The organism is Micromonospora sp. CA-244673, assembly GCF_050948395.1.
In the GTDB taxonomy this organism is placed as follows: Bacteria; Actinomycetota; Actinomycetes; order Mycobacteriales; family Micromonosporaceae; genus Micromonospora.
Window position 1 is genome coordinate 6,789,519 of record NZ_CP192019.1, and the last position, 12,268, is coordinate 6,801,786.

A 12,268-nucleotide genomic window follows, 5' to 3' on the forward strand; every position below is an offset into this window, starting at 1 on the left:
GCGGACCGCCCCTTTCTCGTGCTGTCGTTACGCCTCGACGGAGCGGCGGCGGGCGACCTCGGCGAGGGTGACCGCCGCGGCGACGCTGGCGTTGAGCGACTCGACGTCGGAGACCATCGGGATGCTCACGGTCAGGTCGCAGGTCTCCCCGACCAGGCGGGACAGCCCGCGCCCCTCCGAGCCGACCACCACGACCAGCGGGCCGACCGCGGCCTCCAGGTCGTAGAGGTCGGTCTGCCCGTCGGCGTCCAGGCCGACCACGATGAAGCCGGCGTCCTTGCACGCCTTCAGCGAGCGGGTCAGGTTGGTGACCTGGGCCACCGGCACCCGCGCGGCCGCGCCGGCGCTGGTCCGCCAGGCGGTCGCCGTGATCCCGGCGGCCCGCCGCTCGGGTACGAAGACGCCCTGCGCACCGAACGCGGCGGCCGACCGGATGACCGCGCCGAGGTTACGGGGGTCGGTGACCCCGTCCAGCGCGACCAGCAGCGGGGCGGCCTGCTCCAGCGACGCCGCCATGAGGTCCTCGAACGGCTCGTAGGCGAACGGCGGCACCTGGAGGCCGACGCCCTGGTGCAGCACGCCGCCGGTCATCCGGTCCAGCTCGGCCCGGCTGATTTCGAGGATCGCGATGCCCCGGTCGGCGGCGGTGCGGATGATCTCGTTGACCCGGTCGTCGATGTCGATGCCCTGGGCCGTGTAGAGAGCGGTCGCCGGCACCTGGGCGCGCAGCGACTCCAGCACCGGGTTCCGCCCGACCAGCAGCTCCGGGCTGTCCTTGACCGGGTTCGACTTGCGGCCGGGTGCGACCCGCGGCCCGGACCGGCCGGCAGGCTTGCCGCCACGGCCCTTCGCGGCGGCGGGGACGCCCCGGCCGCCACCCTTGCCCCAGGTGGTGTCCTTGGTGCCCGGCTGACCGATCTTGGGGGCACGCCCCTCCTCGGCCGCCGCGCGGCGCTCCTTGTCCTGCTTCCAGGCGGTGCGCTGGGGCAGCTTCTCGGTGCCCGAGTAGGCCTTGTGCCAGGGCCGCTCGTCGGCGGGGAGGGTGCGGCCCCGACCTGCGAGGGAGTCCTTGTTCTTGCCGCCGGAGCCCTTCTGGGCACCCGCCTTCGGCGTCAGTCGCCGGCCACGGCGCTGCGAGTTGCCGGCCATCAGTCCTGCTCTCCAATAGTCCAACGCGGGCCCTGGGCGGTGTCCTCGACGACCACGCCGGCCTGCTTGAGCTGGTCGCGTACGGCGTCGGCGGCGGCCCAGTCCTTGCGGCTGCGGGCCTGGGCACGCTGCTCCAGAGCGAGCGCGACCAGGGAGTCCACCACGCCGCGCAGGTCGTCCGCGCGGCCGCCGCCGGTCCAGGCCGGGTCCAGGGGGTCGACGCCGAGGATATCCAGCATCGCCCGGGTGGCGGCCAGCGTGGTGCGAACCGTCACATCGTCGCCGCCGGTCAGGGCGGTGTTGCCGTCCCGGACCACCTCGTGCAGCACGGCCAGGGCGGCCGACGTGTTGAGGTCGTCGTCCATCGCCGCCACGAAGCCGGCGGGCAGCTCGCCGAGCTGGCCCGCGCCGACCCGCTCGGTGGCCCGCTGCACGAAGCCCTCGATCCGCCGGTAGGCGACCGCGGCCTCGCGCAGCGCGTCCTCCGAGTAGTCGATGCGGGACCGGTAGTGGGCGGCGGCGTAGTAGTAGCGCAGCTCCACCGGGCGCACCCCGAGGGACGCCACGTAGTCGAGGTCGAGGGTGTTACCCAGCGACTTGCCCATCTTGGTGCCGCCGATGCCGAGCAGGCCGTGGTGGACCCAGTAGCGGGCGAACGGCAGGTCGGCGGCCTGCGACTGGGCGATCTCGTTCTCGTGGTGCGGGAACGTCAGGTCGAGGCCGCCGCCGTGGATGTCGAACTCGGGCCCCAGGTAGCGCCAGCACATCGCCGAGCACTCGATGTGCCACCCCGGCCGCCCCCGGCCCCACGGCGAGGGCCAGTAGGCGTCGGCCGGCTCGTCCGGCTTGGCGCCCTTCCAGAGCGCGAAGTCACGCGGGTCGCGCTTGCCCCGCTCCGGGGCGTCCCCGGCGGACTGCATGTCCTCCGGCGACTGGCCCGACAGCGACCCGTAGGCCGGCCAGGAGGCCACGTCGAAGTAGACGTCGCCGGAGCCGTCGGTGGCCGGGTAGGCGTGCCCGGTCTCGACGAGCCGGGCGATCAGCTCGTGCATCTCCGGGATGTGACCGGTGGCCCGCGGCTCGTAGGTCGGGGGCAGCACGTTCAGCGCCCGGTAGGAGTTGGTGAGGATCTGCTCGTTGGCGTAGGCGATCGACCAGAACGACCGCCCCTGCTCCATCGCCTTGACCAGGATCTTGTCGTCGATGTCGGTCAGGTTGCGGATGAAGGTGACCTCGAAACCGGAGGCGGTGAGCCAGCGGCGCAGCACGTCGTAGTTGACACCGGAACGAAGGTGGCCGATGTGCGGCGGGGCTTGGAGGGTGAGACCACACAGGTAGACCCCCACCTTGCCGGCTTCCCGCGGGACGAAGTCCCGCACCGAACGGGTGGCGGTGTCATACAGGCGTAGCGTCACCGTACAAGGGTAGCCGTCCGCGCATTTCGAGGTATCCCGGAGCCGGTCGTACGCTGCGTGCTGTGGACACGGCGGCACGTGCGGGAGAGACGGCGCAGACCCTGGACCGGGGGCTGCGCCTGCTGCACCTGGTCGCCGACGCGCCGGGCGGGCTGACCGTCACCGAGGCGGCGAACCGGCTGGGCATCGGCCGGGCGGCCGTCTACCGGCTGGTCGGCGCGCTGACCGACCACGGCATGCTGCGCCGCGACGGCGAGGGCCGGCTCCGGCTCGGCGCCGGCGTGCTGCACCTGGCCCGGCGGGCCCAGCCGCTGCTCGCCGAGGGGGCGCTGCCCGCGCTGCGCCGGCTCGCCGAGCAGGCCGGGGCGACCGCCCACCTGACCGTGGTCGAGGGCGGCGAGGGGGTGGCCCTCGCGGTGGTCGAGCCGAGCTGGACCTCGTTCCACGTGGCGTACCGGACCGGATCGCGGCACCCGCTGGAGCGGGGCGCGGCCGGACGGGCCATCCTGGCCGGCCGCGCGGGCGCCACCGCCCCGGTGAGCACCAGCGGCGAGCTGCAGTCCGGGGCGTACGGGGTGGCCGCGCCGGTGCTCGGCGTGCCGGGCCTGGAGGCGAGCGTCGGGGTGGTTTCGCTGACCCCGCTCGACGTCACCGAGGTCGGCACCCAGGTTGCCGCCGCCGCCGAGTCGATCACCGCGGCGCTGTCCTGAGGCGGCCGCCGGCGGTCGGCGGGTCACCTCGCCAGCACGGCGAGGTGGCGGTGTCGGCGGGCAGCGGATACCGCCAGATCGGCGAGCTGGAGACGACGCCCGAGCAAGGGCGCTCGTCGTTGTGGCGGTGGTTGGGATCTCCGCCCCCTGGCCCGACAACTGGCCAGGTGCACGGTGGCGATGCCCTGGGGTGGCGGCAGCGCTCGTTCGTCAGCCGCCTACCGTTAGCACAGCGGTCGAGGGCGGTGGTGGTTGTCCACAGGCCATCGGTCGTGGGCACCTGTGGGTTGTCCACAGGGGTGCCCGGTGCCAGTCCGTCGCAGCCAGGCTGGTCGGCATGCCACCTCATCCTCATCGACCGCCCGAACTGGCCTGGCAGGTCTTCCGCGGCTCGGATGTGATCCGGCGCGGCCTGCTGACCCGCCACCAACTCCGGGGCGCCTCTTGGATCCGGCTCCGGCAGGACGTCTACGCCGACGCCCGTCTCGACCGCGACCACGCGCTGGCCTGTCGCGGGGCGCTGCTCCGCCTGCCGCCAGGCACACTGCTCGCCGGGCCGTCGGCGGCGTACCTGCTCGGGGTCGAGCACGCCGCCGGCTTCCGGGACGACGTGCACGTCCTGCTGCCGGCGACGGTCCGGGCCGATGCCCAGCCCGGCGTCCGGGTGCACCAGGCCCCGTCGTCGCCCCAGGCCGCCGTCGCAGCATGCTCGGCCAGCGCCGGCCTCGGCCCGAGCGGCCCGGCCGGCGCGGTCGGCACCATCCCTGGCCCGGACCGCCCCGCCACCGGCCCGGCGAGCACGGCCAGCTCGTTGCGGGTGTCCTCGGCAAACACCACGCCGGGTCGAGACGGCCACGAAATCGGCCTGTGGAGCACCACGCCCGGCCGGGACGGCAGGGCCGCCGGGCTGGGTAAGGCGGTTGCCGGATCGGCGGCCCGTGGTCCCGTGGGGGTGGGCGGTGGGTCCGGCCTACCGAGCGGGGCAGGCAGGTTGCTCCGCAGCGCGCCGGCTGCCTGCGCCTGGGAGACGGCGGTCTGGTCCGACCCGGTGCGGGCCGTGGGGATCATCGACGCCCTGCTTCGGATGGGCTTGGTCAGCCGGACGGATCTCGCCGAGGTGGCCGACCGGAGCGCCGGACGACCGGGGGGCCGGCGGGCACGGTGGGTGTTCGGCCTGGCCGACCCGGGGGCGCAGTCCCCGCCCGAGTCGCACCTGCGGGTCCGGCTCGTGCTGGCCGGCCTGCCCCGCCCGGTGGCGCAGCACCCGGTGCGCGGTCTTTCGGGGACCGTCCTGCACCCCGACCTGGCCTGGCCGCAGTTCCGTGTCGCCGTGGAGCACGACGGCCAGTGGCACGCCGACTCGGATCAGCTGACTCGGGACCGCTACCGGCGCAACCAGCTCGTCGCGGCGGGCTGGCTGGTGCTGCACGTGACCGGTCGCCGTCTGCACCGGGAGTTCCCGGCCCTGGTCCGCGAGATCCGCGCAGCACTGGTGGCCCGGGGCTGGCGGCCGTGAGGCCCGGCCCGACGCCGACATGGCGGCTCCGGGAACTCCAGACGCCGCCACGCCGCGCCGGCACGGCCAGTCCGGTCACCGTGAGTGCCAGCGCGGCTGCGGTCGCGCTGGCGGTGAAGCGCTTTCTCACCACATCAGATCCTCTCGTTGAGGGACGTGGCAGTCATCCCACAGCACGGGAGGAGGTCTCGCCAGACGACCGTCCGGTATAGACCGCAATCAGGCTTTCGCCGTTCCGAGACGGGCGAGCGCGTCGGGCAGGTCGGCCAGAGTGGACACTTCGGCGTCGGGAGCGAGCCCCCGCGGGCGGGGCAGGCGGCCCCGGTTCAGCCAGATCGCCGGCAGCCCGGCGCGCTGGGCCGCGAGCACGTCGTGCTCCGGCGAGTCCCCCACGTACACGACGTGCTCGGCGGGGAGCCCGGCGGCCGCCACCACGGCGGCGTAGAAGTCCGGCGCCGGCTTCTTGGGCAGGCCGTTCTCGTGCGCGTACAGCTCGAAGGCGAACTCGCCGGCGAGTCCGCAGCGCTCGGCGCGGCTGTTGCCGTTGGTGGCGAGGCCCAGAAGGTGGTGGGGGCGCAGCGCGGCCAGCGCGGGCAGCGCATCCGGGAACGGCCGGGTCAGGGCGAACCGGCGGGCGAAGAAGAGCGCGGCGAACTCGTCCAGGTGGGCGTCCAGCCCGGCGCGGGCCAGCGACCGGGCCAGCGCCGCCCGCCGGATCTCCTGCACGGGCGCGGCGCTCAGCGCCCCGAAGACCGCGCCCCAGTCGGCCTCCAGGTCCGCGAGCGACACCCCGGCCGCCGCCGGGGTCCGCCGCCGCATCTCGTCGAGCACGGCCGCCAGCGCACCGGTGACCGCCGGACGCAGGTCGACCAGGGTCTCGTCGGCGTCGAAGACGACGGCGCGGGGCGGTCCGCTCATCGCTCGGCGGTCAGGGCCGGCTCGGCCGGGGCCGGCGGGACGGCTTCCGGCGCGGAGCGCAGCTCGTCCACCCGGACCAGGGCCACACCGGCCACGATGAGCGCCCCGCCGAGCAGTTGCACGGTGCTCGGCAGCTCGTCCAGCACCAGCCAGGCGATCAGCACGGCGAACATCACCTCGGTCAGCCCGACGAAGGAGGAGAGCCGCGCGCCGAGCAGCCGGGCCCCGGCGACGCCGGTGAGGTAGGCGACCACCGCGGCGATCAGCGACAGGCCGGCGATCGGCACCAGCCAGCTCATCTCGTGCCCGGCGAAGCTCACGTCGGCCGTGCCGGCGTGCAGCGGGAGCGCCCCGACCAGCCCGAGCAGGAGCAGCACCACGGCGCCGACGGCCATGCCACCGCTGGCCATCACCACCGACGGCAGCGCGGGATCGACCCGTCCGGCGATGACGAAGTAGCCGGCCAGCCCCACCCCGGCGCCGAGCCCCCAGAGGACGCCGACCGGGTCGAGGCTGCCGGCGCCGGTCAGGTCCAGCACGAACACCAGGCCGCACAGGGCGGCCAGAGAACCGGCCACGGTGAGCAGCCGGGGCCGTTGGCCGTGGACCAGCCACATCCAGCCGACCACCAGCACGATGCCCAGGTATTCGAGCAGGAGCGCGACGCCGACCGGCAGGTAGCGGACCGCGTTGAAGAAGCACGCCTGGGCCAGGGCCACTCCGAGCAGCCCGAACACCACGAGCGTGCCGGCGTTGCGGCGCAGCACCGGCCACCGGCCGCGCAGTGCCAGCAGGGCGGGCACGGCGAGCACCAGCGCGGCGATGCCGACCCGGGCGAGCACCACCGCCTCGGCGGACCACTCGCCGGTGATCAGCGGTCGGGCGAAGGTGCCCGAGGTGGCGAAGGTGAGCGCGGAGAGCAGCGCCAGGCCGAGGCCGACGCCGGGCCGTTCACGCATCGACAGCTCCTTGGATCGGCCGGACATGAGTCAAACGGGGTTATGCTGATGACGCTAGGCCGACACCCCGACAGGAGTCAAGTTGCTGTTTGCTCATGACACCGAATGCGGCCTGATCGCGTCCGCGGCACTGGTCAACACGGCCGGCCCGGACCGGGAGGGGCTGCCCGACGTGGCCGCCCTCGACGAGTTCTTCACCGCGTACGGGTGGACCGGCCGGCACGAGCACACCGAGGCGGAGCTGCGCGAGGTCCGCGCGCTCCGGCCCCGGCTCCGTCGGATCTGGTACGCCGACATCGACGAGGTGGTGGCCGTGGTCAACGGGCTGCTCCGGGAGTCGCAGGCGCTGCCGCAGCTCGTCCGGCACGACGACGAGCCGTACCACCTGCACGCCGTGCCCCGGGACGCGCCGCTGGCCACCCGGATGGCGGTCGAGGCCGCCATGGCGCTGGCCGACCTGGTCCGCACGGACGAGCTGAGCCGGCTGCGTCTCTGCGACCACCCCGACTGCGAGAACGTGCTGGTCGACCTGTCCAAGAACCGGTCCCGCCGGTTCTGCGACGCCGGCTGCGGCAACCGGGCCGCCGTCAGCGCCTACCGGGCCCGCAAGGCCGCGTCCCACTCCTGACGCACCCCGGGCCAGTCCTCGCGGCGCAGCTCGTACTCCACCTCGCCGTGCTCGGTGCCCGGGATCGGGTCGTCGAAGGTCAGGTGGAAGGTGCGGACGTAGCGCAGCCCCGCCCGGGCCATGACCGCGCGCGAGCGGTCGTTGACCGCCATCGTCTGGGCCCACACCCGCCGGACGCCGACCGTGTCGAAGGCGTGCCGCACCAGCGCCCGCGCGCCCTCGGTGGCCAGCCCGTGCCCCCACGCGGCGCGGCGCAGCCGGTAGCCCAGCTCCGCCTCGGCGCCGTCCGCCGAGGGATCGAGCGCGAGCCAGCCGAGGAACTCGTCGGTCATCCGGTCGAGCGCCGCCCACCGGCCGAGGCCCGGATGCCGGGTGTACTGGCTCAGCAGCAGGGGCAGGTGCTCGCCGCGGACCACCTCGGCCGGGGTCGGGCGGCCGTTGGTCAGGAACCGCATGACCTCCGGGTCGCCGTCCAGCTCGACCAGGTGGTCGACATCGTCCATGGTGACCCGGCGCAGCCGCAGCCGCGCGGTCCGCAGGAACACCTCGTCATCTCCGGCCATGGGCGGATGATGCCGGCCCGCCCGCGCCCGGGTCGAGCGGATATCCGCGCGGCGGGGCCGCTCAGGGGTGGGTCATCCGGAGCAGGTCCAGGGCCTCGTCGAGCTGGGTCTCGCTGAGCTTGCCCGAGTCGACGTGCCCGCGGGAGATCACCACCTCACGGATGGAGACCTGCCTGGCCAGCGCCTCCTTGGCGATCGAGGCGGCCTCGTCGTACCCGAGGTGGCGGTTGAGCGGGGTGACGATCGACGGCGAGCCCTCGGCGTACGCGAGACAGACCTCGGCGTCCGCGACCAGGCCGACCACGAGGCGGTCGGCGAAGAGCCGGCTCGCCGCGGAGATCAGCCGGATGGACTCCAGCAGGTTGCGGCCCATCACCGGAAGCATCACGTTCAGCTCGAAGTCGCCCTGCGAGCCGGCGAACGCCACCGCGGCGTCGTTGCCGATCACCTGCGCGCACACCTGCCGCATCGCCTCGGCGACCACCGGGTTCACCTTGCCGGGCATGATCGAGGAGCCGGGCTGGAGGTCGGGGATGCGCAGCTCGCGCAGGCCGGCGCGGGGGCCGGACCCCATCCAGCGGATGTCGTTGGCCATCTTGTAGAGCCCGACGGCGACGGTGCGGAGCTGGCCGGAGGTCTCCACCAGCGCGTCCCGGGCACCCTGCGCCTCGAAGTGGTTGCGGGCCTCGGTCAACGGCAGCCCGGTCGAGGCGCGCAGCTTCTCGATCACCCTCGCGGCGAAGCCGAGCGGGGTGTTGATGCCGGTGCCCACGGCGGTGCCGCCGAGGGGCAGCTCGGCCAGCCGGGGCAGCGCCCCCTCCAGCCGCTCGACGCCGTAGCGGACCTGGGCGGCGTAGCCGCCGAACTCCTGGCCGAGGGTGACCGGGGTGGCGTCCATGAGGTGCGTACGCCCGGCCTTCACCACGGTCTCGAACTCGGCGGCCTTCTCCTCCAGCGCGCCGGCCAGGTGCTTCAGCGCGGGCAGCAGGTCCTCCACGACCGCCTGGGTGGCGGCCAGGTGGATCGAGGACGGGAAGACGTCGTTGCTGGACTGGGAGGCGTTGACGTCGTCGTTCGGGTGCACGTTGCGGCCCAGCTCCCGGCCGGCCAGGGTGGCGATCACCTCGTTGGTGTTCATGTTGGACGAGGTGCCGGAGCCGGTCTGGAAGACGTCGACCGGGAACTGGTCGTCGTATCCGCCGTCGGCGACGTGCGCGGCGGCCGTGGCGATCGCCTCACCCACGTCCGAGCCGATCACACCCAGCTCGGCGTTGACCTGGGCGGCCGCCCCCTTGATCTGCGCCAGGGCCTTGATCTGGGCCGGTTCGAGGCCCCGCCCGGAGATCGGGAAGTTCTGCACCGCGCGCTGGGTCTGCGCCCGCCACAGCGCCTCGGTGGGCACCTCCACCTCACCCATCGAGTCGCGTTCGATCCGGTAACCGGTCGCCTCTGGAGTCGTCACGCGTACCATCCTGCCGCGCTGGTCGCCGGCACGCAGCGGAAAGCGCTGCCGGCCGCCCCGCTCAGCCCAGCTCGGCGAGCAGCGCCGCGGTCGGGTGCTGATCGGGTGACTCGATCTGCCGGAAGAGCGCCAGAGCCCGGCTGGCGTACGTCCGCGCCCTGCCCGGATCGCTGCCGCGCACGCAGCGGGCCATCCCGTCCAGTGCGCGGGCCTGCTCGTGGCGGGAACCCAGGCGGGTGGCGTCCTCGAGCACCCGGCGGTGCAGATCGAGCGCGCTCGCGACATCGCCCTGCTGGAGGATCGCCCGGGCCAGCAGGTTCCGGGACGAACACTGCCCGATCCGATCCGCCGCCTCGATCATGATCAGCAGCGCCTCGCGGTGCATCTCCGCGGCTCGCTCGGGACGGCCGGTCTCCTGCTCGATCATCCCCAGCTCGTTGAGCAGTTCGGCCTCACCGAAGCGGTTGGCGGCCTGGCGCTTGAAGCGCAGGGCGACCCGCAACAGCCGGCGGGCCGGCTCGGTGTGCCCCAGCCGGTGCCGGATCATCCCGATGTGGCCCATCGCCAGGGCCACGTGGCGGGTGTCCCGATGCTGCTGCGCCAGGAACAGGTGGTGCCGCGCCACCCGCAGACCCTCCGGATAGCGGCCCCAGCAGAGCAGGCCGTAGGCAAGGTTGTTCAGGAAGCTCGCGTGCGCGCCGTTCGAGTGCTGCTTGAGGGCGAGGGCCTCATCGAGATACTCCTTGCCGCGCCGGTAGTCGCCGTTGGTCAGGGCTGCCACGCCGAGGTTGCCCAGGGTCGAGCCGATCTCGGCCGCACGCCCGAGCCGGCGCCGGTGGACGAGCGCGACCTCCATGAGTCGGATCGCCTCGGTGAACCGGGCCAACCGGTAGTGCGCGGAGGCCAGGTAGTTCAGGGTCGTGGCGATCGCCTCGTCGTCGCCGAGCGCCTCGGCGGCGCGCAGGGCGATGGTGTGGGTCTCCAGCAGTTCGTCGAGGTGCCCGCCGTCGAAGTTGGCCCGCCAGGTGGCCCGGGCCAGCTGCCAGCAGTGCCGGAGAAGACCCTCCGCCTCGGCCAGCCGGACCAGGGCGGTGAGCGCGGCGCGGTTCTCGTCGAACCACGAGCGGCCCTGGGCGGCGGTCGCGGTCACCAGGTCGAGGCGGGTCGGCTCGGGCAGCCGGGAGAGTGACGGGCTCCCCACGAGCTCGATCGTGCGGGCGATGGCGGCGGCCACGTGCATGTGGTGATCCAGCAGTCGCTCGAGTGCCAGCCGGCGCTCCGTCGCGTGCTCCGGCTGGCCCGAGATGGTGCGGGAGTACTCCCGGATCAGGTCGTGCAGCCGGTACCGCCCCGGCTGCACCTCCTCCGCCAGGTGTGCGTCGACAAGCTCGTCGAGCAGGTGCTGGCTCGCGGGCATCGGCACGCCGAGGAGGGCGGCCGCCACCCCGTTGTCGAACCGGGCGCCGGGGTGGAGGCCGAGGAGCCGGAACAGTCGCTGGGCGGGCGGCGGAAGCTGCGCGTACGACAGGGCGAACGCCTGCCCCACCGACCGCTGCCCCGCCGCCAGCTCGGCGAGCGGGTCGCTGCCGGTCGCCAGCCGCTCGGCCAGGTCGGAGACGCGCCAGCCGGGGCGGTGCGCCAGCCGGGCGCCCGCCAGTCGCAGGGCCAGGGGCAGGTAGCCGCAGCGGCGTGCCACCTCGGCGGCCGCCACGGGTTCCGCCTCGATCCGGCCCGCGCCCGCGACCCGCCCCAGGAGTTCGACCGCCTCGTCCCGCTCCAACACGGTCAGTGAGGAGGGCCGGCCGTCGTCGAGCCCCACCAGCCGACGCCGGCTCGTGATGAGGACGACGTTGTCCGGCCCGTTGGGCAGCAGCGGCGCCACCTGCGCGGTGCTCGCCGCGTTGTCGAACACCACCACCGCCCGCCGGCCGGCCAGTTCCGTGCGCCACAGGGCCAACCGGTCGTCCACGTCCAGCGGCACCCGCTCCGGCGGCACCCCGAGCTGGCGCAGCAGGGTGGCCATCGCCGCCGCCGGCGTGAGCGGCGTGCGCTCGCTGTGGCCGTGCAGGTCGACGAACAGGTGCGCGTCCGGAAAGCGCTCGCCGAGGGCGGTCGCCACATACACGGCGAGGGTCGTCTTGCCGCTTCCCGGCATCCCGTCGACGAGCTGGATCCGGACGCCGTCCCCCTCGATCTCCTTGACGAGGCGGGCCACCGTCTCCTGGCGGCCGGTGAAGTCGCTGATCGCCCGGGGCAGCGAGCGGACCGGCACGATCGTCCGGTTGTCCGCACCGGCGAGCGCCAGGTCGCCGGCCAGGACCCGTTGGTGCAGCTCCTGCAGCGCCGCACCGGGCTCGATGCCCAGCTCCTGGGCGTAGATGCGGCGGCCCTCCCGGTAGACGGCGAGCGCGTCCGCCTGCCGGCCCACCGCGGACAGGGCGAGCATGAGCTGGCCGCGCAGCCGCTCGCGGAGCGGATGCCGTTCGACGTTCTCGGTCAGCTCGTCGATGACGTCGGCCGCCCGGCGCAGGCGCAGCTCGACGTCGACGCACTCCTCCAGCGCGGCGGCCGCCACCCGGCCCGCCTCCACGCCGCGGGCGAAGACCTCGGCGTCGAGGTCGTCCGGCTCGATCCGGACGCCGTAGCCGACCGGGTCGGTGATGATGATCTCCGCCGGTGGCCCGAGCGTCGCCAGCCGATGTCGCAGGCGGGACACGCAGATCTGGAGCTGGGTGCGCGCGGTGGCCGGCGGGCGGTCCTCCCAGACCGCGTCGATCAGCTCCTCGACGGGCACCACCCGGCCCGCGCGCAGCAGCAGCACGGCGAGGACCGTCCGATCCCGACCAGCGGTGATGGTTGCCTCGCCACCGCCGACCCGCAGCGGCCCCAGAATCGCGAACCGCATCTACGCCCCCGCACGCCTTCCTGTGCAACTTCCAGCAGCGTAA

General features: G+C 74.1%; 10 protein-coding genes. 3 read left to right on the forward strand and 7 right to left on the reverse strand.

What is annotated here, in order from left to right:
• Positions 1-27 precede the first annotated feature (27 nt).
• Both rlmB and cysS read right to left on the reverse strand, forming a co-directional pair.
• A complete protein-coding gene (gene rlmB, locus ACQP12_RS31300) occupies positions 28-1,149 on the reverse strand; it encodes a 23S rRNA (guanosine(2251)-2'-O)-methyltransferase RlmB (protein WP_357941633.1) in 1,122 nt (373 codons plus the stop codon).
• Positions 1,149-2,564: a cysteine--tRNA ligase gene (cysS, locus tag ACQP12_RS31305; protein ID WP_433283618.1), complete on the reverse strand. Its 1,416-nt coding sequence runs from the start codon at positions 2,562-2,564 to the stop codon at positions 1,149-1,151. Before cysS ends, rlmB begins: the two co-directional genes overlap by 1 nt.
• Positions 2,565-2,626: 62 nt before the next feature.
• Here cysS and ACQP12_RS31310 point away from each other — a divergent pair, with 62 nt between their 5' ends.
• Positions 2,627-3,274, forward strand: coding sequence for an IclR family transcriptional regulator (locus ACQP12_RS31310; RefSeq protein WP_357941637.1), 648 nt, complete (start codon positions 2,627-2,629; stop codon positions 3,272-3,274).
• 337 nt (positions 3,275-3,611) lie between these two features.
• Positions 3,612-4,790, forward strand: a complete 1,179-nt coding sequence (locus ACQP12_RS31315) for an endonuclease domain-containing protein (protein ID WP_433283619.1) — start codon at positions 3,612-3,614, stop codon at positions 4,788-4,790.
• Between the two features lie 219 nt (positions 4,791-5,009).
• Here ACQP12_RS31315 and ACQP12_RS31320 read toward each other — a convergent pair whose 3' ends face one another.
• Both ACQP12_RS31320 and ACQP12_RS31325 read right to left on the reverse strand, forming a co-directional pair.
• Positions 5,010-5,708 carry an HAD family hydrolase gene (locus ACQP12_RS31320; protein WP_433283620.1) on the reverse strand — a complete coding sequence of 233 codons (699 nt, stop codon included), beginning with the start codon at positions 5,706-5,708 and terminating at the stop codon, positions 5,010-5,012.
• Positions 5,705-6,667: an EamA family transporter gene (locus ACQP12_RS31325; RefSeq protein ID WP_433283621.1), complete on the reverse strand. Its 963-nt coding sequence runs from the start codon at positions 6,665-6,667 to the stop codon at positions 5,705-5,707. Before ACQP12_RS31325 ends, ACQP12_RS31320 begins: the two co-directional genes overlap by 4 nt.
• Before the next feature lie 82 nt (positions 6,668-6,749).
• On the opposite strand from ACQP12_RS31325, the gene ACQP12_RS31330 reads away from it, so the two are divergent.
• A complete protein-coding gene (locus tag ACQP12_RS31330) occupies positions 6,750-7,295 on the forward strand; it encodes a CGNR zinc finger domain-containing protein (RefSeq protein WP_433283622.1) in 546 nt (181 codons plus the stop codon).
• Here the strand turns inward: ACQP12_RS31330 and ACQP12_RS31335 are convergent.
• From ACQP12_RS31335 to ACQP12_RS31345, 3 genes are all read right to left on the reverse strand, one after another.
• A complete protein-coding gene (locus ACQP12_RS31335) occupies positions 7,262-7,858 on the reverse strand; it encodes a GNAT family N-acetyltransferase (protein ID WP_433283623.1) in 597 nt (198 codons plus the stop codon). The genes ACQP12_RS31330 and ACQP12_RS31335 overlap by 34 nt on opposite strands.
• A 61-nt stretch (positions 7,859-7,919) precedes the next feature.
• On the reverse strand, positions 7,920-9,329 hold the full coding sequence (locus ACQP12_RS31340) for a class II fumarate hydratase (protein WP_433283624.1): 1,410 nt from the start codon (positions 9,327-9,329) through the stop codon (positions 7,920-7,922).
• Positions 9,330-9,381: 52 nt separating this feature from the next.
• On the reverse strand, positions 9,382-12,225 hold the full coding sequence (locus ACQP12_RS31345) for a BTAD domain-containing putative transcriptional regulator (RefSeq protein ID WP_433283625.1): 2,844 nt from the start codon (positions 12,223-12,225) through the stop codon (positions 9,382-9,384).
• Positions 12,226-12,268: the final 43 nt, after the last annotated feature.